The 19,860-nt window shown below is 61.8% G+C and carries 19 protein-coding genes; 8 read left to right on the forward strand and 11 right to left on the reverse strand.

Annotated features, from left to right (window positions below; all coding sequences use genetic code 11):
• The first annotated feature begins 55 nt into the window (after positions 1–55).
• The 3 genes from AB8A23_RS16005 to AB8A23_RS16015 all read left to right on the forward strand — a co-directional run bounded on the left by AB8A23_RS16005 (position 56) and on the right by AB8A23_RS16015 (position 2,035).
• Positions 56–790, forward strand: coding sequence for a competence/damage-inducible protein A (locus AB8A23_RS16005; RefSeq protein WP_309948719.1), 735 nt, complete (start codon positions 56–58; stop codon positions 788–790).
• A 73-nt stretch (positions 791–863) separates the two neighbouring features.
• Positions 864–1,388, forward strand: coding sequence for a xanthine phosphoribosyltransferase (gene gpt, locus AB8A23_RS16010; RefSeq protein WP_068736116.1), 525 nt, complete (start codon positions 864–866; stop codon positions 1,386–1,388).
• A gap of 23 nt (positions 1,389–1,411) precedes the next feature.
• Entirely contained in the window at positions 1,412–2,035 is a 624-nt protein-coding gene (locus tag AB8A23_RS16015; protein ID WP_439059013.1) for a hypothetical protein, read from the forward strand.
• Between the two features lie 112 nt (positions 2,036–2,147).
• Here the strand turns inward: AB8A23_RS16015 and AB8A23_RS16020 are convergent, their stop codons facing one another.
• Positions 2,148–3,170, reverse strand: coding sequence for a methionine synthase (locus tag AB8A23_RS16020; protein ID WP_439059012.1), 1,023 nt, complete (start codon positions 3,168–3,170; stop codon positions 2,148–2,150).
• Positions 3,171–3,304: 134 nt separating this feature from the next.
• On the opposite strand from AB8A23_RS16020, the gene AB8A23_RS16025 reads away from it, so the two are divergent.
• The 3 genes from AB8A23_RS16025 (at position 3,305) to AB8A23_RS16035 (ending at position 5,677) form a co-directional block, all read left to right on the forward strand.
• A complete protein-coding gene (locus tag AB8A23_RS16025) occupies positions 3,305–4,009 on the forward strand; it encodes a glutathione S-transferase N-terminal domain-containing protein (protein ID WP_439059011.1) in 705 nt (234 codons plus the stop codon).
• A 61-nt stretch (positions 4,010–4,070) separates the two neighbouring features.
• Entirely contained in the window at positions 4,071–4,700 is a 630-nt protein-coding gene (locus tag AB8A23_RS16030) for a 2-hydroxychromene-2-carboxylate isomerase (protein ID WP_439059009.1), read from the forward strand.
• Positions 4,700–5,677, forward strand: a complete 978-nt coding sequence (locus AB8A23_RS16035; RefSeq protein WP_439059007.1) for an NADPH:quinone oxidoreductase family protein — start codon at positions 4,700–4,702, stop codon at positions 5,675–5,677. The genes AB8A23_RS16030 and AB8A23_RS16035 overlap by 1 nt, the downstream gene beginning before the upstream one ends.
• A 4-nt stretch (positions 5,678–5,681) precedes the next feature.
• Here AB8A23_RS16035 and AB8A23_RS16040 read toward each other — a convergent pair whose 3' ends face one another.
• The 8 genes from AB8A23_RS16040 to AB8A23_RS16075 all read right to left on the reverse strand — a co-directional run bounded on the left by AB8A23_RS16040 (position 5,682) and on the right by AB8A23_RS16075 (position 15,065).
• Entirely contained in the window at positions 5,682–6,353 is a 672-nt protein-coding gene (locus AB8A23_RS16040) for an esterase/lipase family protein (RefSeq protein WP_439059005.1), read from the reverse strand.
• Between the two features lie 8 nt (positions 6,354–6,361).
• Positions 6,362–7,252, reverse strand: a complete 891-nt coding sequence (locus tag AB8A23_RS16045; RefSeq protein ID WP_439059004.1) for a crotonase/enoyl-CoA hydratase family protein — start codon at positions 7,250–7,252, stop codon at positions 6,362–6,364.
• Between the two features lie 184 nt (positions 7,253–7,436).
• Entirely contained in the window at positions 7,437–8,597 is a 1,161-nt protein-coding gene (locus AB8A23_RS16050; RefSeq protein ID WP_439059003.1) for a M20 aminoacylase family protein, read from the reverse strand.
• A 12-nt stretch (positions 8,598–8,609) separates the two neighbouring features.
• Positions 8,610–10,133: a M81 family metallopeptidase gene (locus AB8A23_RS16055; RefSeq protein WP_439059001.1), complete on the reverse strand. Its 1,524-nt coding sequence runs from the start codon at positions 10,131–10,133 to the stop codon at positions 8,610–8,612.
• Positions 10,134–10,163: 30 nt separating this feature from the next.
• Positions 10,164–11,849, reverse strand: coding sequence for an ABC transporter ATP-binding protein (locus AB8A23_RS16060; RefSeq protein WP_439058999.1), 1,686 nt, complete (start codon positions 11,847–11,849; stop codon positions 10,164–10,166).
• Entirely contained in the window at positions 11,846–12,730 is an 885-nt protein-coding gene (locus AB8A23_RS16065) for an ABC transporter permease (RefSeq protein WP_439058998.1), read from the reverse strand. The genes AB8A23_RS16060 and AB8A23_RS16065 overlap by 4 nt, the downstream gene beginning before the upstream one ends.
• 13 nt (positions 12,731–12,743) lie before the next feature.
• Positions 12,744–13,685 (reverse strand): ABC transporter permease, encoded by a 942-nt coding sequence (locus tag AB8A23_RS16070; RefSeq protein WP_089264942.1) that lies wholly within the window; start codon positions 13,683–13,685, stop codon positions 12,744–12,746.
• 246 nt (positions 13,686–13,931) lie between these two features.
• The gene (locus AB8A23_RS16075) at positions 13,932–15,065 is read right to left on the reverse strand and encodes a M20/M25/M40 family metallo-hydrolase (protein WP_439058996.1); all 1,134 of its coding nucleotides are present in this window, start codon (positions 15,063–15,065) and stop codon (positions 13,932–13,934) included.
• Between the two features lie 330 nt (positions 15,066–15,395).
• Between AB8A23_RS16075 and AB8A23_RS16080 the strand changes: the two genes are divergently transcribed.
• Positions 15,396–17,015, forward strand: coding sequence for an ABC transporter substrate-binding protein (locus AB8A23_RS16080; RefSeq protein ID WP_439060512.1), 1,620 nt, complete (start codon positions 15,396–15,398; stop codon positions 17,013–17,015).
• Here AB8A23_RS16080 and AB8A23_RS16085 read toward each other — a convergent pair.
• Positions 17,012–17,242, reverse strand: coding sequence for a hypothetical protein (locus tag AB8A23_RS16085; RefSeq protein ID WP_089264939.1), 231 nt, complete (start codon positions 17,240–17,242; stop codon positions 17,012–17,014). The genes AB8A23_RS16080 and AB8A23_RS16085 overlap by 4 nt on opposite strands.
• A 169-nt stretch (positions 17,243–17,411) precedes the next feature.
• On the opposite strand from AB8A23_RS16085, the gene AB8A23_RS16090 reads away from it, so the two are divergent.
• A complete protein-coding gene (locus AB8A23_RS16090; protein ID WP_089264938.1) occupies positions 17,412–19,037 on the forward strand; it encodes an ABC transporter substrate-binding protein in 1,626 nt (541 codons plus the stop codon).
• 109 nt (positions 19,038–19,146) lie between these two features.
• On the opposite strand, the gene AB8A23_RS16095 is transcribed toward AB8A23_RS16090, so the two are convergent.
• Entirely contained in the window at positions 19,147–19,725 is a 579-nt protein-coding gene (locus AB8A23_RS16095) for a helix-turn-helix domain-containing protein (RefSeq protein ID WP_439058994.1), read from the reverse strand.
• Positions 19,726–19,860: the final 135 nt, after the last annotated feature.

Here is a 19,860-nt window from a genome sequence, read left to right on the forward strand (position 1 = left end):
CCGTGACATCAGGACTTTGCCTGCGCATGGTCCCGGGAATGGTGAGGAACGACAAATGACCGAGATTGTGACCGCGGGCATCCTGGTGATCGGCGACGAGATTCTGTCAGGTCGGACCAAGGACAAGAACATCGGATTCATTGCCGAGTACCTCACCAATATCGGTATCGATCTCAAGGAAGTCCGTGTCGTCTCCGATGATGAGCCGGATATCATCGCGGCACTCGATGCGCTGCGCAAACGTTACACCTACGTTTTTACCACTGGCGGCATCGGCCCCACTCACGATGACATTACAGCGGATGCGGTCGCCAAGGCGTTCGGCGTCAAGATCGATCACCATCCCGAGGTGGTCGCGCGCTTCCAGGAGCGCTTCGGCGCCGACCTGAACGAAGCCCGGCTGCGGATGGCCCGTATTCCCGACGGCGCCGACCTGATCCAGAGCGCGACCATCCTGGCGCCCGGCTTCAAGATCGACAACGTGATCGTGATGGCCGGCGTGCCGACGATCATGCAGGCGATGATGGACATCGTGTCGCCGAAGCTGAAATCTGGTTTGCGGATGCTATCCGATACGGTGAAGGCCAATGCGCGTGAAGGTGATGTCGGCGGTCCGCTACGCGATATCGCGAAGGCGCATCCCGACACGATCATCGGCAGCTATCCGTTCATGGACGAACAGGGCAAGCCGAACACCAATCTGGTGGTGCGTTCGCGCGATCAGGATAAACTCAATGCGGCAATGGAGGCCGTCAAGGCGATGTTGGCGACAATCAACGCGCCCAAGTGAAATCAAGAGTGAACTAACGAGTGGATCAACATAAGTCCGGCCGCCTGAGGGCGACCGATGTGAGGAGACGAACATGGCCGATCATCCGGAATTGAGTGCTGAGGAGCGCGCCGGCAAGGCATTCCCGGTGTCCTGGGATCAGTTCCATCGCGATTGCCGCGCGCTGACCTGGCGGCTGAACAGCGCTGGTCCATTTCACGCGATCATCGCCATCACCCGCGGCGGGCTTGTGCCGGCAGCGATCGTGGCGCGCGAGCTCGGCGTCCGTGTCATCGATACGGTGTGCATCGCCAGCTATGAGCACAACAAGCGCGGTGAGTTGCAGGTACTGAAGGGGCTCTCGGCCGATGCGTTGAAACTCGGCGGCGGCGACGGCAAGGGCCTCTTGATCATCGACGACCTCGTCGATACCGGCAAGACGGCACGCATCGTCCGCGACATGCTGCCGAAAGCGCACTTTGCGACTGTCTATGCCAAGCCCATGGGCCGGCCGCTGGTCGATACGTACATCACCGAAGTGTCGCAGGACACATGGATATTCTTTCCATGGGATCTCGGCCTGTCGTTCCAGCCGCCGATGCGCGAAGGCGCAGGCTAGGCGCTCGTTGCGAGGAGACGCGATTGCCGCTGCAAAATCGTGTCACGCCGGCAGGCGAGATCGTCGCGACACCGGAACGCGGAACGTTCACCGGCAATCGTGGCATCATCCATGATCCTTCGACCAAAACGCTCCTGAACAGGCGCTGGTCGAATCCGGCCTGGATCACCTGCGTCTGCGAGTTTCGCGGGCGTCGCCGCGATGTCATGGCGACACGCAGCTGGACCGAGCTGTTCTTCCTCGACGAGGCCACATCCTTCGCCGCCGGTCACCGGCCATGCTTCTATTGCCGCCGCGACGATGCCAACCGCTTTCGTGCGGCGTGGGAGGAGGGCAACGGCGTCATGCGTGTGCGGGCGACGGAGATCGATGCGGTGCTGCATCGTGAGCGGCTGGATAACAGGAAGAAGCGATTGCATCCGGTGGATGGGCCTGTCGAGGTATTGCCGGATGGGGCGATGGTGCAGGCGGGTGGTGAGAGCTTTCTGATCGCGCAGGGGCAGGCGCTGCAGTGGTCGTTTGCTGGGTATCGCGTGGTTGATGTCGAACCCGTCGATGCGCAATTGCTGACGCCACCATCGACGCTGAATGCATTTCGCGCCGGCTATCGTCCGGTGCTGCATGTGAGTGCTGCCGCGGGAAACTAGCATTCGTCATGGCCGGGCTTGTCCCGGCCATCCACGTCTTTCCTTGCTTGATGCTAAGACGTGGATGCCCGGCACAAGGCCGGGCATGACGGCGTTTGTTGCGGGGAACGTCTTACCCCAGCTTCTCTCTCGCCAGCTTCGCACCCGCACCCAGTGCGCGCAGTTTTGCTTCCGCGATATCGCGCTGCATTGGGGCCATGCCGCAATTGGTCGTCGGCACGATCTTGTCCTTCGGCACGTGTTTCATCACGGCCTCGATGGTGGCGACCACATCTTCCGGCGTCTCGACAGTGTCGCTGGCAACATCGATCACGCCGGCCTGCACGATCTTGTTCTTCAGCAGCCCCAGCAATTCCAGTGGCACGCGCGAATTGCGGCATTCGATGGCGACCTGCTGGATCGGGCTGGCGTCGATGGCCGGGAATATCTCCTCATATTGCCGCCACTCGCTGCCGAGGGTTTCCTTCCAGTCGGTATTGGCCTTGATGCCGTAGCCGTAGCAGATGTGAACGGCTGTCGCGCAAGTGAGGCCCTGTGCCGCGCGCTCCAGCGCCTTGACGCCCCAGTCGGCGGCTTCGTCCATGAAGACGTTGAAGGCCGGCTCGTCGAACTGGATCATGTCGACGCCGTCGGCCTGCAGCGCGAGCGCTTCCTGGTTCAGCAGTTCGGCGAAAGCAAAGGCCATCTTGACGCGGTCGCCGTAATAGCTGTCCGACAGGGTGTCGATAATGGTCATCGGACCGGGCAGTGTGAACTTGAGCTTGTTCGTCGTATGCGCGCGGGCAGCCTGCGCCTCGAAGGCGTGAACGCGGCCCTTGAGCTGCAGCGGCGCGATCACCTGCGGCACCATCGCTTTATAGCGATCCTTGCGGATGCCCATCTCGACCTTGTGGGCGAAGTCGATGCCGTCGACCTTTTCCAGAAAGCCATGGACGAAATGCTGCCGCGCCTGCTCGCCTTCGGTGACGATGTCGACGCCGGCATCTTCCTGCACTTTCACCGCCAGCAGCGTCGCGTCGCGCTTGGCGCGTACCAGTTCGTCGCCGGAGGAGCGCCAGGTTGGCCACAGCTTGTTCGGCTCGGCGAGCCATTCGGGCTTCGGCAGCGAGCCGGCGATAGTGGTTGGAAACAGCATTTGTTCGCTCCCCGGAAATTGTGTTTTGCGGAGGCCTATCTGCCACGTTCCTGACCCTCCGTATATGGGATTGGCGCATCCATAAGGGAGGGCTAGGATCGGCCAAAACGTATCGAGGACGCCGGGAAAATTACATGATCGACCTGCATTACGCACCGACGCCGAACGGCTGGAAAATCTCGATTATGCTGGAAGAATGCGGGCTGCCCTATACGGTCGTCCCGATGCAACTCGGTCGCGGCGACCAGCACCAGCCGGAGTTTCTGAAACTCAGCCCCAACGGCCGCATGCCGGCCATCGTCGATCATGCGCCTGCCGATGGCGGCGCGCCGGTGTCGGTCTTCGAGAGCGGCGCGATCCTGATCTATCTCGCGGAGAAGTCCGGCCGTTTCATGCCGGCCGAGATGCGAAAGCGTTTCGACGTCATGCAATGGCTGATGTGGCAGATGGGCGGGCTCGGTCCGATGCTCGGCCAGAACGGACATTTCCTGCTCTATGCCCCCGAGAAGATTCCCTATGCGATGGATCGCTATACCCGCGAAGCCAAGCGCCTGTACGGCGTACTCGATGCGCATCTCGGGAAAGGCCACGATTATATCGCCGGCGACTACTCCGTCGCCGACATGGCGTGCTTTCCGTGGATCATGACCCATAAGGCGCAGGGGCTAACGCTGGATGATTTCCCGAACGTGAAGCGCTGGTTTGCGCTGGTCCGCGCACGGCCGCAGGTGCAGGCGGGGCTTGCCGTCGGCAAGCAGGAGAAGAAGCCGATGGATGAGCAGGCGAGGAAGATTATGTTCGGTGTCGATGCACCGGCGCATGCGCAGGCGCAGCAATAGAGCTCGTCATTTCGGGGCGCGCGCATGACGAAGAAAATAATAACAAAACGAGGAAACACCCATGATCGAATTCTTCTTCGACTGTTCCAGCCCCTGGACCTATCTCGCCTTCCACAACATCCAGCCGCTGGCGAAGGAGTTCGGCGAGGAAATCTCGTGGCGGCCCATTCTGGTGGGTGGCATCTTCAATTCGATCAATCCCAGCGTCTATGAATCGCGCAAGACGCCGGTGCCGGCCAAGGCGCGCTACATGAAGAAGGACCTTGGCGACTGGGCGCGCTCGGCGGGCCTGGCGATCAAGATGCCGCCAACGGTGTTTCCGGTGAACAGCGTCAAGGCGATGCGCGGCTGCATCTGGCTTGGAAGCGACGCGATGGTGCCGTTCGCGCGCGGGGTGTTCGAAGCCTATTGGGGCGACGACAAGGATATCTCGAAAGATGATGTTCTCACCGAGATCTGTACGCGCACCGGCATCGATCCCGCGAAATTCTTCGCGGGCATCGGCGATCAGGCGATCAAGGACCAGCTCAAGGTCAATACGGATGATGTGATCGCACGGGGCGGCTTCGGCTCGCCGACCATCTATCTCGACAAGACCGACATGTATTTCGGCAATGACCGCCTGCCGCTGATCCGCGAGGCGCTGCAGCGTCGCCACGTTGGCGCTGGAAGCGCCGAGAGCGCAGCCTGATGCCGAAAGCGATTGTCTGCCGTGAGCTCGGAGCGCCGGAAGGCCTGCGCCTCGAACAATTCGAGTCAAAGGCGCTAAAGCCGGGGCAGGTCCGCGTTGCCGTGCGCGCGGCCGGGATCAATTTTCCGGATATCCTGATGGCGGCCGGCGAATATCAGCTTAAGCCCGAACTGCCGTTCACGCCGGGCATGGAAGCGGCCGGCGACGTCAGCGAAGTCGCCGCCGATGCGCCCGGCATCGCGGTCGGGGATCGCGTCATCGTCAAGCTGCGTCATGGCGGCTATGCGGACGAAGTCGTGGTTGCGCCGGCGCAACTCACCCCGCTGCCATCGACATTCGACTACGCGGAGGGGGCGACGTTTCTCGCCGCGCATGGCACCGCGCATCATGCGCTGGTCGATCGCGGCCAGATCAAGCCAGGCGAGACGCTGCTGGTGCATGGTGCCGGCGGCGGCGTCGGTCTAGCAGCGGTGGAGATCGGCAAGCTGCTTGGGGCTACCGTGATTGCGGCAGCGTCATCTGAAGAGAAGCTCGCAGTGGCGCGTGGGCGCGGCGCGGATCATGGCGTGCTGTATGGCGCGGAGCCGTTCCGCGATGCCGTGAAACGCATCACCGATGGCAAGGGTGCCGATGTGGTGTTCGACCCGGTTGGTGGCGAAATCTTCGAACAGAGCCTGCGCTGCATCAATTGGGGCGCGCGACTGCTGGTGATCGGCTTCACCGGTGGCATCGGCGTGGCGAAAACCAATCTCGTGCTCATCAAAGGCGCCAGCGTGCTCGGCGTTCGCGCCGGCGAAGCGGCGCGGCGCGATCCGAAGATCGGCGAAGCCCGCATCGCTCAGCTCCTCGCATGGGCAGAAGCGGGAAAGATCAGGCCAAATGTTTCGCATCGCCTGCCGCTGGCGGATGTCGCGGCTGCCATGCGGCTGCTGACGGAGCGCAGGGCGATCGGCCGTGTGGCGCTGACCATGGGCTGAGCGCTCAGCGCCGAAACTGGCCGTCCTTCAGGAAGGCGCTGGTCTGCATGATTGCTTCCCGGTTCCGGATCATCATCGCATGTGACGCGTGGATGACGAGGTGGTCGGTCATGCCTTCAAGTTTTGTGCGCGCGACGGTGACACGACCATCATTCGGGCCACGCAACATCAAGCGCGAAGCGATCGGATCGAGCGTACGATCGCCGGCGATGATACCAACCGGATAGTCAACTGGGGGAAGCATCGCCTCAGTTACGTCATCCCGCATCGTAACGAGTTGCTGCCCCGCCGGGCCGAAATACTGGCGATACGGCAGCCAGTTCTTGAACAGATCGGCGATTTCGCTGCCGCCGTTCGGCGTACCCAGCATCACCACGCGGCCCAGACGTGATGGACGGTGGCGCGCCAGATAGACACGCGCCAGCAGACCTCCCATCGAATGGCAGACGAAATGCGTGCAGCCTTCGTTGGCTTCGGCAAACGGCGCGATGGCGGGATGGATGTCATCGGCCAGTGCAGACAGCGTCTTGCGCCGGCTGGGATAGCCAATGTTCCGCGTGGCGAATCCTGCAGCTTCGACCGCCTGCTGCATCTTGATAAAAGATCGGAACGACCGGCTGATGCCGTGCAGGAAAATGACGCCCTCAGACGGACGACCAGAGGGCGTCGGATTCATTCGTCGTCCTATTTGTAGTCGCGCTCGTCCCACCAGGGGAAATAGCTCGGCATGTCCGTGCTGACCTTGTTCTTGAACGCGGCCGGGCGCTTTTCGAGAAACGCCACGACGCCTTCCTTGACGTCTTCGGATCGGCCACGCGCATAGATGCCGCGGCTGTCGATCTTGTGCGCTTCCATCGGATCGTCGGCGCCCATCATGCGCCACATCATCTGGCGGATCAGCGCGACAGACACCGGCGCCGTCTTGTCGATGAAGGTCTTGGCCAGCGCGCGTGCGGTCGGCAGTAGCTCCTCGGGGGGCACAACCTTGCTGACGAGGCGGCCGGCGAGGGCCTCCTGCGCCGGGAACACGCGACCGGAGTAGCACCATTCCAGCGCCTGCGAGATGCCGACGAGGCGCGGCAGGAACCAGCTCGAGGCGGCTTCCGGCACGATGCCGCGCTGGGAGAACACGAAGCCGAAGCGTGCGGCTTCCGAGGCGATGCGGATGTCCATCGCGAGCTGCATGGTGGCGCCGATGCCAACGGCCGGGCCGTTCACCGCGGCGATGACCGGTTTGAGGCATTTGAAGATCCGCAGGGTCACCTGACCGCCACCATCGCGCACCATCGGGTCGCTGTAATCGACATCACCACTGGCGAGGCGCTTCACCGGGCCGCGCCGCGCGTCGCGATCGAAGGTGTCAGCACCCGAGGAGAGATCAGCACCCGCGCAGAAGCCACGTCCGGCGCCGGTCACGATGATCGCGCGCACATTGTCGTCCGCATCGGCCTTGTCGAAGGCGTCGATCAGCTCGGCCTGCATCGTAGCGTTATAGGCATTGAGCTTTTCGGGGCGGTTCAGCGTGATGGTGAGGATCTGATCTTCGACGCTGTAGAGGATCGTCTCATAGGCCATGGTGGTTTCTTCCCTGTTTTCTTGTTTGTTGGACGGTTGCTCGCCGCCGATTTTAGGATGGGTTGCGCGATAGCGAAACCCATCCTGTCATGCGCGCGGTCGTGATGGGTTGTCGGACAGCAGCTTGCACGGCTGCTCTCAACCCATCCTGCGGAATTATGCCGACAGCGTTGGCCGCCGCTTCTTATACCGGCAGCCGGGTTTCGACGATGCGGGCGAACATGCTGGCGCCGATGGGCAGTATTTTATCGTCGAGATAGTAGCCGGGATTGTGCACGGGTACCGAGCCTTCTTGGCCGACCCAGAAATAGGCACCGGGCACGGCATGCAGCATGTCGGCGAAATCTTCGGAGCCCATTTTTGGCTTCGCGCGGGTGATCACATTGGCGTCGCCGACGATCGTGCGTGCAACGTCCTCGACGGCTTTGGAATGTTCTTCCTGATTGACCAGCACGCTGAAGCCGTCGCGGATATCGACCTTGATCTCGCAATCGAACGCCGTCGCCATGCCGGCGGCCAAGGCGTGCATCCGCTCGCGGATCTGCATCCGGACCTTCTCGGAGAAACAGCGCACGGTGCCGCAGAGCTTGGCGTCATCCGGAATGACGTTATAGGCCGAGCCCGAATGGATCTGGGTGATCGACAGCACGGCGGATTCGAACGGATTGACGTTGCGGCTCACGATCGACTGCATCGCCTGACCGAGCGACATCGCGATCACAACAGGGTCCTTCGAGCGCTCCGGCATTGCGCCATGCGCGCCATAGCCCCGGATGGTGATGTCGAAGAAATCAGCGGCAGCCATTGCGGGACCTGGGAAGATACCGACTTCGCCGTGATTCATGTCCGGCGCATTGTGCAGGCCGTAGATTTCGTCGCACGGAAACTGCTTGAACAGACCGTCCTTGATCATCGCGCGGGCGCCGCCGAGGCCTTCTTCGGCGGGCTGGAAGATGAAATGCACGGTGCCGTCGAAATTGCGGGTCTCGGCGAGATAGCGAGCGGTGCCGAGCAGCATGGTGGTGTGGCCATCATGACCGCAGCCGTGAAAACGGCCGGGAATGGTGGAGCGCCAGGCGAGGTTGGTGTTTTCTTCCATCGGCAGCGCGTCCATGTCGGCGCGCAGGCCGATGCGCTTGGTGCCCGAGCCTTTGCCCTTCAACACGCCGACGACGCCGGTACCCCCGAAGCCGCGATGCACTTCGACGCCCCATGAAGTCAGCTTGTCGGCAACGATGCCGGAGGTGCGGACTTCCTCGAAGCCGATTTCCGGATGCGCGTGCAGGTCGCGGCGGATGGCGGTGAGTTCGTCGGCGAAGGCGTCGATACGTTCGGGTGTGGGCATGGGTCTATCCGTTCACGGCACGAGGGCAGGTGATGAGGTCTGGGGCGTAAATGGTTCGCCGTTCGGCTTCAGCCGAATGCCCGGACGCAGATGCTTCCAGGGCAGCACCGACGTATCCGCGGGCATCGCACCGGGCGCGGCGCAGATCAGCAGCTTGCCGGCGATGGGCTCGAAGTCGGCGCGGAAATGCACCGAGCTCTTGTTGACGAGAATGTTCTGCTCAGTCGGCTCGATACCGACATAGCGATACATCGACTGGTCGGCGAGCTGGGCCTTGTGCGAGGAGATCACGACGCGGACGTCGTCGATACGCAGACAGGCCGAGAGGCCCATATCCATGTCGCGGCCGCCGTAATAGGGGCCGTTGGCGACGAACTTGCCATCGGAGAGTTTCTCGACGACGAAGGTGTTCTCATAGGGCGCATCGCCGGGGATGCAGGACTTGCCGCCGATCGAGAGTTTGACCGTAGCGCCTTCGCCGGCCTGATGGGCAGCCTTCGCCGCAGCGGGATCATAGATCACGCCATGGGCGGCCTTGATCGCCTTGTTCTTCACCAGCGCGCGCAGCATGCCGGTGGTGTCGCTGTCGCCGCCGGCGCCGGGATTGTCCTGGGTGTCGGCAATGACGACCGGCTTGGTGAGGGTCTTCGCCAATTCCATGGCATGCAACACGCCTTCATCCGGCCTGTAGATCTTGCCGTCGAAATCGTCTTCGTGGCCCATCACCAGCTTGACGATGGTGTCCGCTGCAGCGTCGGCATCAGCCTGCGTCACGCCATAGGCGAACACGCTCGGGCAGCAATGTGGGAAATCGGCGGCAGGAAAGCCCGGGCAGAACGACAGCGTGGGGATCTGGTCATGTTCGAGCGCGGCCAGCTTCAGATAGATGCTCTTCGTCGGCTCGTCATTGGTGCATTGCCAGCTGATCGGAATCAGGAACGGCAACTGGCGGAATGCCTTGGCGAAGCGATTGCCGGCCAGCAGCAAGTCCATGTGGCGTGCGCAGGCGCGGCCGGTGTCGGCCATGTCCACATGGGGATAGGTGCGATAGGCGATCAGCGCGTCGGTATATTCGACCGTTTCCGGCGAGATATTGCCGTGCAGATCGAGGCTGACCACGAACGGAATATCCGGCCCGATCACCTCGCGTACGCGCCGCGCGATTTCGCCTTCGCCGTCGTCGAGATGTTCGGTGACCATGGCGCCGTGCAAATCGAGATAGACAGCGTCCAGCGGTAGCGCCGCTTTGATGCCGTCGATCATCTCGCCAACGATGCGCTCGAACGCATCCCTGGTGACATGCGCCGAAGGGCTCGCGCCGCAGGCGATGGTCGGGATCAGTTCCCAGCCGCGTGTCTCGGCTTCCTCGATAAAGCCGGCGAGGCCGACATTGATGCCTCGCATCACCTTAAGGACGTCGGCGCCGTGCGTCATCGACGGCCAGCCGCCGCCATGTACAAAGGCCTCATAGGTCGCCTTGGTCGGCGCAAACGTGTTCGTTTCGTGCAGAAAGCCGCCGACAGCGATACGGGTCATTCAGAATCCAGGGTCAGTTTCGGTATGGGCTCAGGCCGCCGGCACGGTGGTGCTGCCATCGACCGCGCGGAAGTTGGCGAAATCCCATCCTCGTCCGGGCGCCGCGTCAAGCAGCTGGCGCGTATAGGGCTGTTGCGGATTTGCGAGGACTTCCGCCGCCGGGCCCTGTTCCACCACCCGACCATGCTGCATTACGGCAACGTCGTCGCAAATCTGGGCGGCGACGCGCAGATCGTGGGTGATGAACAGGATGGCGATGCCGAGCCGGGTCTGGATGTCGTCGAGCAGCCGCAGCACCTGCGCCTGCACCGAGACGTCGAGGGCCGAGACGGCCTCGTCGGCCACCAGAACTTCCGGATCGAGGGCTAGCGCGCGCGCAATGGCGATGCGCTGGCGCTGGCCGCCGGAGAACTGGTGCGGATAGCGCGACACTGCGTCAGGTGGAAGACCGACCAGTTCGAGCAGTTCACGCGCTCTGGCCATTGCCACCGAATGTTTGGTGCCGAAATTGATCGGACCTTCGCAAATGGACTCGCCGATGGTGATGCGCGGATTGAGGGAACGATAGGGGTCCTGGAAGACGATCTGTATCTTCTTGCGGTGCGGCTGCAACGCGTGACGTGACAGATCGGAGATTTCGCGTCCGGCGAGACGGATGCCGCCCGAGGTTGGATCGATCAGTCGGACGATACAGCGCGCCACGGTCGATTTGCCGGAGCCGCTTTCGCCGACGATGCCGAGCGTGCGGCCCTTGCGCAGTGTCAGCGTGACGTCCTGGGCTGCGTGGACTTCGCGTGGTTTCCCGAACATGGAACGCTCGCGATAGACCTTGCCGAGCTCATTCGCTTCGAGCACGACTGGATTGAAGCCCACTTCCTCGCGGGCCGCGCGGGGAATGAGGCTCGGCACCGACGACAGCAGGTTACGAGTATAGTCCTGCGTGGGCGCGCTCAGAATATCCTTCAATGCTCCGGTTTCCACCAGCCGTCCATGACGCATCACGGCGACGCGATCGGCGATGTCGGCCACCACGCCCATATCGTGAGTGATGAACAGCACGGCGGTGCCGTGATCCTTCTGAAGGTCGCGCATCAGCTTGAGAATTTGCGCCTGGGTGGTGACGTCGAGCGCTGTCGTTGGCTCATCGGCGATCAGCAGTTTCGGCTCCAGCACGAGCGCCATGGCGATCATGATGCGCTGGCGCTGGCCGCCCGACAGGCGGTGCGGATAGGACGCGAAGATGCGCTTCACATCGGGAAGCCGCACTTGCTCCATCATGTCGAGAATGCGCGCACGGCGGGCGCTAGCGCCGAGACTGGTGTGGGTGCGTAGTACTTCGTCGATCTGCTTGCCAACGGGGACGACCGGATTGAGCGCCGTCATCGGCTCCTGGAAGATCATCGCCATGGTGGTGGCGCGGAGCTCGCGCAGCCGCCGGTCGCTGGCCTGCAGCACATCTTCGCCGACCAACTTAATGCTGCCGCCGATGGCTTTGAGTGAATCTCGCGGCAGCAGGCCCATGGTGGAGAGCGAGGTCACCGACTTGCCGGAACCACTTTCGCCGACCACGCAGAGCGTTTCGCCCTGGCGCACCTCGAGAGAAATGCCGTCGATGATCTTCTTGCCGGCGCCGCTCTTGCCGACGCCGACAACGAGATTTTCGATTTCCAGTGCGATGGGGCGGGTATTCACGGTGGGGTTCACTAGTTCACTCACTTGCCGGCCTCACGCTGTTTCATGCGGGGATCGAGCGCATCGCGGGCAGCGTCGCCGATCAGATTGACGGAGAGGATGGCAACCGAGAGCAGTAGTCCCGGCCAGAAGATCAGCGATGGCTTGACCTGGAAGAAGGCGCGACCCTCGGCCATGATATTCCCCCAGGTCGGGGTTTCCGGGCTGATGCCGGCGCCGAGGAACGACAGGATCGCCTCGGTGAGAATGGCGGATGCGGCGATGAAGGTGCCCTGGACGATCAGCGGCGCCACCGTGTTGGGCATCAGATGTTTCAACATGATCTTCGGCATGCTGGAGCCGAGCGAGATCGCCGCCTCCACATAGGGCTCCTCACGCGCCGACAGCACCACGGAACGCACCAGTCGCGCGACACGGGGGATTTCCGGAATAGTGATCGCAATCAGCACCGTCGTCAGAGTGGCGCCTGACAGCGACACGACGGCGATGGCCAGCAGCACGCCGGGCATCGCCATCAGGCCGTCCATGACACGCATCATCACAGCGTCGGCCAATTTGAAAAAGCCCGAGAACAGGCCGATGAAGAGGCCGATGACAATACTGGTGACGGCGGCGCCGAGGCCGATCAGGAGCGAGATGCGACCGCCATAGAGGATGCGCGCCAGCACGTCGCGGCCGTAAGCGTCGGTGCCGAGCAGATATTCCGAACTGGCCGGCTTCAGCCGCAAGGCGGGTGCCAGCAATTGCGGATCGTGCGACGTCAGCCACGGTGCGAAGATCGCCGACAGGATCACCAGCGTCAGGCAAATCGTCGCCAAGGCGATAATCGGCGTCGCGGTGAGAAAGCCGAGCGACGGACCGCTGCGGGAGGGGAGGGCCGGGTTGGGAAGGGATTCGATCGCCATCAGATACAGATTCCTAGTAACGAATTCTGGGATCGAGCAGTGCGTAGGCAAGGTCGATAAGCAAATTGACCCCGACATAAACGCCCGAGGTCAAAAGGATCATGGCCTGGATCACGGGAAAATCCCGCGCCAGCACGGCGTCGACCGTCAAGCGACCGATGCCGGGCAGGTTGAACACGCTTTCGGTGACGACGACGCCGGAGATCAGCAATGCGAAGCCGGTACCGATCACCGTGATGACCGGCACGGCGGCGTTACGCAGCGCGTGGCGGAACAGCACACCGCTCTCGTTGATGCCCTTGGCGCGCGCGGTGCGGACATAGTCTTCGCCGAGCACTCCGAGCATCGCCGCGCGGGTCATGCGCGCGATTAGCGCGACATAGACAAAGGACAGCGCGACGGTCGGCAGCGTGATGCGCTCAAAGAACGGCCCGAAGCCACGCGAGATGCTGCGGAAACCCTGCACCGGAAACCAGCGCAGTTCGATCGCGAACACCTGGACCAGCACGTAACCGATCACGAACACCGGCACGGAGAAGCCGATCACTGACAGCGCCATCACGAAACGGTCGATCCATGTGCCGTGTTTCCATGCGGCGATGACGCCGAGCGGGATCGCAACAAGGATCGAAACCAGCATCACGCTCAATGCAATGCTCAAAGAGGGCTCGATGCGCTGGTTGACCATCTGCAGCACAGGCACGTTGGAGATCAGCGAGGTGCCGAAGTCACCGTGCAGCAGCCGCCAGACCCAGCTGAAAAACTGCGTGTAGAGCGGTTCGTTGAGGCCGAGCTGCGTCCGGATGCGGTCGAGCTGCTCGGCCGTCGCGTTATCGCCGGCGATGATCGCGGCAGGATCGCCGGGCGTCAGCCGAAGCAGCAGGAAGACAAACAGGGCCACCACACCCATAACGGGTATGGCCGCAAGAATCCGGCGAATGAGGTATCCGAGCATGGCGCTTTCCTAGTGGTGGTGTTGATCGAACGTAACTGGACCGCGTCGGTCAACCGGAAACGTCACGGGCTCGCTGCTCTTGGTCGTCATGGTCCGCGAGAAACACAGATTTTTCGAGAAACAATGATTCACTGTCGCAACTTGCCTCAACCCGAAGTTCGCTAAACTTAAACGTAAAGGTAGCAAGTCCTGTGCCACCGCCCGATTTGCGCCATGCGATGCATGTGCAAACCGGGCGACGTTGCATCAATCGAGGGTTGCCAGCAATCCCGCCATCAGGCGGCCACGATCAACAAGGCTCTGCGCGACGATATATTCGTTGAGCGTGTGCATATCGGCGCCATGAACGCCGAGCCCGTCGAGGGTCGGGATGCCCATTGCGCCGGTAAAATTACCATCCGAACCGCCACCCTTGCTGCCATGGGTCAGTTCGGGCAGGCCGAGGCGACCATTGATGGCCTTGGCTTTCTCGAACAGCGCCATGGTCGCCGCGTTCGGTTCCCACACCGGGCGGGTGACGCCGCGGGTGACGTTGAAGGTCACGTCATTCTCGGTACCTGAGAGAGCGAGCATGCGCTGGACGCCGGCATCGAGATCTTCCTGACGCTTGGCCATGCTCAGCGCTTCGCCGGTGCATGACGAGGCAACGCAGTTGACCCATTGTCCGCCATGCACGATGCCGACGCTGAACGTGCAGTCCGGTCCGGTCATCTCGTCGATCTGCACGATCTTCTTCGCCATTTCGCGAATCGCGGAGCGGCCGTTCGACAGCGTCGCGCCCGAATGGCTGGGCCGGCCGATGGTTTCGAGATTGAAGCGGGCGATCGCATAGCGGCCAGTGGTGACACCGTTGCCCGCACTACCGGGCTCCGGCACCAGCACGTATTTGTTCCGCGCGGCTTCAGCTTCGATGATGTCGCGGGTCGATGGCGTGCCGACTTCCTCATCGGGCGTGAACAGTACGGTGATGGGTAGCGGCGTCGTATAGGAGATACGTGCGAGCTGGCGGATGGCTTCCAGCGATAGATAATTACCGCCCTTCATGTCGCAGATCGCCGGGCCGTAGCAGCGCTCGCCATCGCGGCGCCACTTCAGCTTTTCAATGGTGCCAACCGGATGAACCGTATCCATGTGGCCCGCGATCAGGATACCGGGTTCGCCGAATTTCGGATGTGGAAAACGGGCGCGGATGCAGCCGCCGAATCCCTGACGTCCCGCGATGCGCTCGATGGTCGCACCCATGATTGCCATGTCGCGTGCAGCGAGGTCGAGCATGCTGTTGACCGCATTCGCGTCCCATGTGGGGCTCTCGCATTCGACCCAGATGCGCAGGCCCTGCAACATGTTCTCGAGATCAAACGGGAGTTCGGCGGGGTTCATCAAGTCATTCCTCTTGGATGAGAATTTCGTCACGGATGATCAAGGCGCTCCGTGCCTGCGCACATTGCGAGAGTTTGTCGGCGAGAGTTCGCGCATGACTTAGCAGCAGCGCAATCGCCTTTGCAAATCGACAATGTGCATTGCAATGCATTCTACACCGTGTGGATGTATCGCGTGGAAAACGCGATTGACGCGCATCACGCTTGATGCCAAGTCCTTGAAGCCTAAATGATAAAGGCAATACGCGAAGGCGCCTAAAATTCTATCGCGTTGCATAATCGATCATCGATCGATGGTCAGATTCCAGTCAGGAGAGATTGAGTGTCCTACATGTCACGTTGGCAGCATTCTGCGGCCTTCACGAAATTTGCGCTGCCCGGTCTGGCGGTCGTCGTTGCGCTCGCGCTGCCGGTGCTGTCGTCGCCCGCGCATGCTGCAGGTAAGACCATCACTGCAGTGATGCATTCCGATCTGCGTGTGATCGATCCCGGTATCACCACCGGTTATATCGTCCGCGACCACGGCTACATGGTTTACGACACGCTGCTCGGCATGAACTCGAAATACGAGATCAAGCCGCAGATGGCCGACTGGAAGGTCTCCGACGACAAGCTTGTCTATACATTTACCCTGCGCGACGGCCTGCTGTGGCATGACGGCAAGCCGGTCACCGCCGAAGACTGCGCCGCGTCGCTGCAGCGCTGGGGCCGCAATGACGGCATGGGCCAGAAGCTCATGGACTTCACCAAGAGCATCGAGGCTCCCGATGCCAAGACCATCGTGCTGACGCTGAAGGAGCCCTACGGCCTCGTTCTGGATTCGATCGCCAAGCCATCGTCGCTGGTGCCGTTCATGATGCCGAAGCGTCTCGCCGAGACGCCGGCCGGCAAGGCGATTGCCGAGCAGGTCGGTTCGGGTCCGTTCAAATTCGTGCAGGCTGAATTCCAGCCCGGTGTGAAGGCGGTCTACGAGAAGTTCAAGGAGTACAAGCCGCGCTCCGAGCCGACCGACTGGCAGGCAGGCGGCAAGGTGGTGAAGGTCGATCGCGTCGAATGGATCACCATGCCCGATGCACAGACCGCGGTGAATGCGCTGCAGTCGGGTGACATCGACTTCATGGAGAATGGTCCCTACGACCTGCTGCCGGTCCTGGCGAAGGATCCGGAGCTCAAGATCGAAGTGCTCAACCCTCTGGGCTTCCAGACCTTCGGTCGCATGAACTTCCTTAACCCGCCCTTCGACAATCCGAAGATTCGCCGTGCCGCGTTTTTGGCAATGAGCCAGAAGCCGGTGCTGGATGCGCTGGTCGGCGATCCCAAATATTATAAGGTCTGCGGCGCGGTGTTCGGTTGCGACACGCCGAATGCGACGGATGTCGGTTCGGAAAGCCTGGTGAAGGGCAATGGCGTCGAGGAAGCCAAGAAGCTGCTCGCCGAGGCCGGTTATGACGGCACGCCGGTGGTGATCATGGCGCCGACCGACGTGACCACGTTGAAGGCGCAGCCGATCGTTGCGGCGCAACTGCTCCGCAATGTCGGCTTCAAGGTCGAAGTGCAGGCCACCGATTGGCAGACGGTGCTCAGCCGTCGTCCGAGCCAGAAGCCCATCAAGGAAGGCGGCTGGAACATGTTCTTCTCCAACTGGGTCGGCGCCGACATTCTCAACCCCATCAGCAATGTCGCGACCTCCGGCCGCGGCAAGAGCAATGGCGGCTGGTTCGGCTGGAGCGAAGATGCCGAGCTGGAAGTGCTGCGCGACAAATACGCACGCGCGACCACGCCGGAAGAGCAAAAGAAGCTCGCCGCCGAGATCCAGAAGGAGATCTATGACAAGGTCATCTACATCCCGCTCGGCGAATACAAGGTGCCGAGCATCTGGCGCACCTCGCTGACCGGCGTCACCCAGGGCGCTGCCATTCCGATGTTCTGGAACATCGACAAGAAGGACTAACCGGCGCCGCTGTCGCGGTTCGTGTGAAGTAACAGAACGCCGGCCTGAGTGATCAGGCCGGCGTTCTTGTTTTTGCGAATGACCTCTCCACGAGCGATGCGTTCGATGGTCGCACCCATGATTGCCATGTCGCGTGCAGCGGGGTCGAGCATGCCGTTGACTGCGTGCGTGACTTGGCAGCAGCAGGCAATCTCCTTTGCAAATTGACGATGTGCATTGGAATGCATTCTGCAGCATGTGGATGTAGCGCGTGGAAAACGCGATTGACGCGCATCACGCTTGATGCAAGTCTTTGATGTCTAAAAGATAAAGCCAACGCGTGGTGGCGCCTAAATTTCTATCGCGTTGCACAAGCAATCATCGACCGATGGTCAGTTTCAAGTCAGGAGAGATCGAATGTCCTACATGTCACGTTGGCAGCGTTCTGCGGCCTTCACGAAATTGACGCTACCAGGTCTGGCGGTAGCCGTTGCGCTGGCGCTGCCGGTGCTGTCGTCGCCCGCGCATGCTGCCGGCAAGACCATCACCGCAGTGATGCACTCGGATCTGCGCGTGCTCGATCCGGGTATTACCACGGCCTATATCGTGCGCGATCACGGTTACATGGTTTACGACACGTTGCTGGCGATGGACGCAAACTTCAAAGTCCAGCCGCAGATGGCGGAGTACAAAGTCTCCGATGACAAGATGGTCTATACTTTCACGCTGCGCGACGGCCTGAAGTGGCACGACGGCAAGCCTGTCACTGCGGAAGATTGCGCCGCTTCGTTGCAGCGCTGGGGCCGCAATGACGGCATGGGCCAGAAGCTCATGGACTTCACCAAGAGCATCGAAGCCCCCGACGCCAAGACCATCGTGCTGACGCTCAAGGAGCCCTATGGCCTCGTGCTCGACTCGATCGCCAAGCCATCGTCGCTGGTGCCGTTCATGATGCCGAAGCGTCTCGCCGAGACGCCCGCCGGCAAGGCCATTCCGGAGCAGATCGGTTCGGGTCCGTTCAAGTTCGTGCAGGCTGAATTCCAGCCGGGCGTGAAGGCGGTCTATGAGAAGAACAAGGACTACGTGCCGCGCTCCGAGCCTGCGAGCTGGGCGGCCGGTGGCAAGGTCGTCAAGGTCGACCGCGTCGAATGGGTCACGATGCCCGATGCGCAGACGGCGGTGAACGCGCTGCAGTCCGGCGACATCGATTTCATGGAGAACGGTCCCTACGACCTGCTGCCGATTCTCGTCAAGGACAAGGACCTCAAGATCGAGGTTCTGAACGAGCTCGGTTACCAGACGCTGGGGCGTATGAACTTCCTGTTGCCTCCCTTCGACAACGTCAAGGTTCGCCGCGCGGCATTCCTCGCGATGAACCAGAAGCCGGTGCTCGATGCGCTGGTCGGTAATCCCGACTACATGAAGATCTGCGGTGCCATGTTCGGCTGCGGCACGCCGAATGATACCGACGTCGGTTCGGAAACCATGGTCAAGGGCAGCGGCATGGCGGAAGCCAAGAAGGCGCTGGCCGAATCCGGTTATGATGGCACGCCCGTGGTCATCATGGCGCCCACCGATGTGTCGTCGCTGAAGGCGCAGCCGATCGTTGCAGCGCAGCTTCTGCGCGATGCCGGCTTCAAGGTCGAAGTGCAGGCCACCGACTGGCAGACCGTGGTGACGCGCCGCGCCAGCCAGAAGCCCGTCAAGGAGGGCGGTTGGAACATGTTCTTCACCAATTGGGTCGCTGCTGATATTCTTAACCCGGTTTCCAACGTCTCGACGTCGGGCCGCGGCAAGAATGGCGGCTGGTTCGGATGGTTCGAGGACGCCAAGATCGAAGAACTGCGCGACAAGTATGCGCGCGCAGCGACGCCTGCGGAACAGAAGGCTGCCGCTGCGGAAGTCCAGGCCCGTGCGCTCGAGCAGGTCGCGTATCTGCCGCTTGGCGAATACCGGATCCCCAGCATATGGCGGAAGTCACTGACCGGCGTGCTGCCGGGCGCCGCCACTCCGGTGTTCTGGAACATCGACAAGAAGGAGTAACCGGCGCCGCTGCGGCGGGCAGGTTTGAATAAGAGAGCGCCGGCCCGAGTGATCAGGCCGGCGCCTTTGTTTTTGCGAATGACCTCGCAATGACGGGGATGGGCCGGTACTACCGCTCGGGCGATGCCGCCGATACCACGAGCAGCACATCGGCCTTGGGCTTGCCGATGCTGCGCACCCAGTGCGGGGTCTCGCCGGAAAAGTACAGGCAGTCGCCTTTCTTCAGGACGATCTCTTCGTCCTCGATCTTGATCGCCATCTTGCCTGATATGACGAACAGGAATTCCTCGCCCGCATGCGATGCGCGCGGCGCGAATTTCAGCGGCGGCCGGATCAGGAACGGCTCCATCATCTTGCGTGTGCGTCCCGCAGCCAGCGCCAGCAGATCGACGCCGTCGTCCTGCATGGGCGTTTGCTGTTCGTCCTGCCGGAACAGCGTGTAGCGCGGGGCCGGCGTTGGGTTGGGGTCGAACAGATAGGTAACGTTGACATCGAGCGCCGCGGCGAGCCGCAGCAGCGCATTGACCGACGGCGTTTTCAGGCCGCGCTCGACGAGGGAGATATAGCCGCGCGTCAGCTCGCTCTGGGTGGCGAGCTGATCCAGCGTCAGTCCCTTGGTGGTGCGTAGCTGGCGCAGGTTGAAGCCAACCGCATTCTTGCTGACGTCGAGCAACGTCGATCTCCTCATGAGGTGCTCGTTCTTTTAGAGGGCGCGCGGCGATGGTGGAAGGGCCGTCTCGCTGATCTCTTTGAAAGAGCTCCAGAGCGATGCTGGAGTGTTTCTACAGGAAAACATTGCTGCAGATATTTCCAGCACGGGCAA

Origin of the sequence: Tardiphaga sp. 619_E2_N8_4, assembly GCF_051810905.1 — a bacterium.
GTDB classification, from domain to species: domain Bacteria; phylum Pseudomonadota; class Alphaproteobacteria; order Rhizobiales; family Xanthobacteraceae; genus Tardiphaga; species Tardiphaga robiniae.

What these genes read in the sequence shown, in the direction of transcription:
- AB8A23_RS16090 (WP_089264938.1), top strand. Translation starts at nt 17,412, where the DNA reads ATGTCCTACATGTCACGTTGGCAGCGTTCTGCGGCCTTCACGAAATTG.
- AB8A23_RS16065 (WP_439058998.1), bottom strand. Translation starts at nt 12,730, where the DNA reads ATGGCGATCGAATCCCTTCCCAACCCGGCCCTCCCCTCCCGCAGCGGT.
- AB8A23_RS16095 (WP_439058994.1), bottom strand. Translation starts at nt 19,725, where the DNA reads ATGAGGAGATCGACGTTGCTCGACGTCAGCAAGAATGCGGTTGGCTTC.
- AB8A23_RS16045 (WP_439059004.1), bottom strand. Translation starts at nt 7,252, where the DNA reads ATGGCCTATGAGACGATCCTCTACAGCGTCGAAGATCAGATCCTCACC.
- AB8A23_RS16085 (WP_089264939.1), bottom strand. Translation starts at nt 17,242, where the DNA reads ATGCATTCCAATGCACATCGTCAATTTGCAAAGGAGATTGCCTGCTGC.
- AB8A23_RS16055 (WP_439059001.1), bottom strand. Translation starts at nt 10,133, where the DNA reads ATGACCCGTATCGCTGTCGGCGGCTTTCTGCACGAAACGAACACGTTT.
- AB8A23_RS16070 (WP_089264942.1), bottom strand. Translation starts at nt 13,685, where the DNA reads ATGCTCGGATACCTCATTCGCCGGATTCTTGCGGCCATACCCGTTATG.
- AB8A23_RS16020 (WP_439059012.1), bottom strand. Translation starts at nt 3,170, where the DNA reads ATGCTGTTTCCAACCACTATCGCCGGCTCGCTGCCGAAGCCCGAATGG.
- AB8A23_RS16030 (WP_439059009.1), top strand. Translation starts at nt 4,071, where the DNA reads ATGATCGAATTCTTCTTCGACTGTTCCAGCCCCTGGACCTATCTCGCC.
- AB8A23_RS16005 (WP_309948719.1), top strand. Translation starts at nt 56, where the DNA reads ATGACCGAGATTGTGACCGCGGGCATCCTGGTGATCGGCGACGAGATT.
- AB8A23_RS16050 (WP_439059003.1), bottom strand. Translation starts at nt 8,597, where the DNA reads ATGCCCACACCCGAACGTATCGACGCCTTCGCCGACGAACTCACCGCC.
- gpt (WP_068736116.1), top strand. Translation starts at nt 864, where the DNA reads ATGGCCGATCATCCGGAATTGAGTGCTGAGGAGCGCGCCGGCAAGGCA.
- AB8A23_RS16035 (WP_439059007.1), top strand. Translation starts at nt 4,700, where the DNA reads ATGCCGAAAGCGATTGTCTGCCGTGAGCTCGGAGCGCCGGAAGGCCTG.
- AB8A23_RS16040 (WP_439059005.1), bottom strand. Translation starts at nt 6,353, where the DNA reads ATGAATCCGACGCCCTCTGGTCGTCCGTCTGAGGGCGTCATTTTCCTG.
- AB8A23_RS16025 (WP_439059011.1), top strand. Translation starts at nt 3,305, where the DNA reads ATGATCGACCTGCATTACGCACCGACGCCGAACGGCTGGAAAATCTCG.
- AB8A23_RS16075 (WP_439058996.1), bottom strand. Translation starts at nt 15,065, where the DNA reads ATGAACCCCGCCGAACTCCCGTTTGATCTCGAGAACATGTTGCAGGGC.
- AB8A23_RS16080 (WP_439060512.1), top strand. Translation starts at nt 15,396, where the DNA reads ATGTCACGTTGGCAGCATTCTGCGGCCTTCACGAAATTTGCGCTGCCC.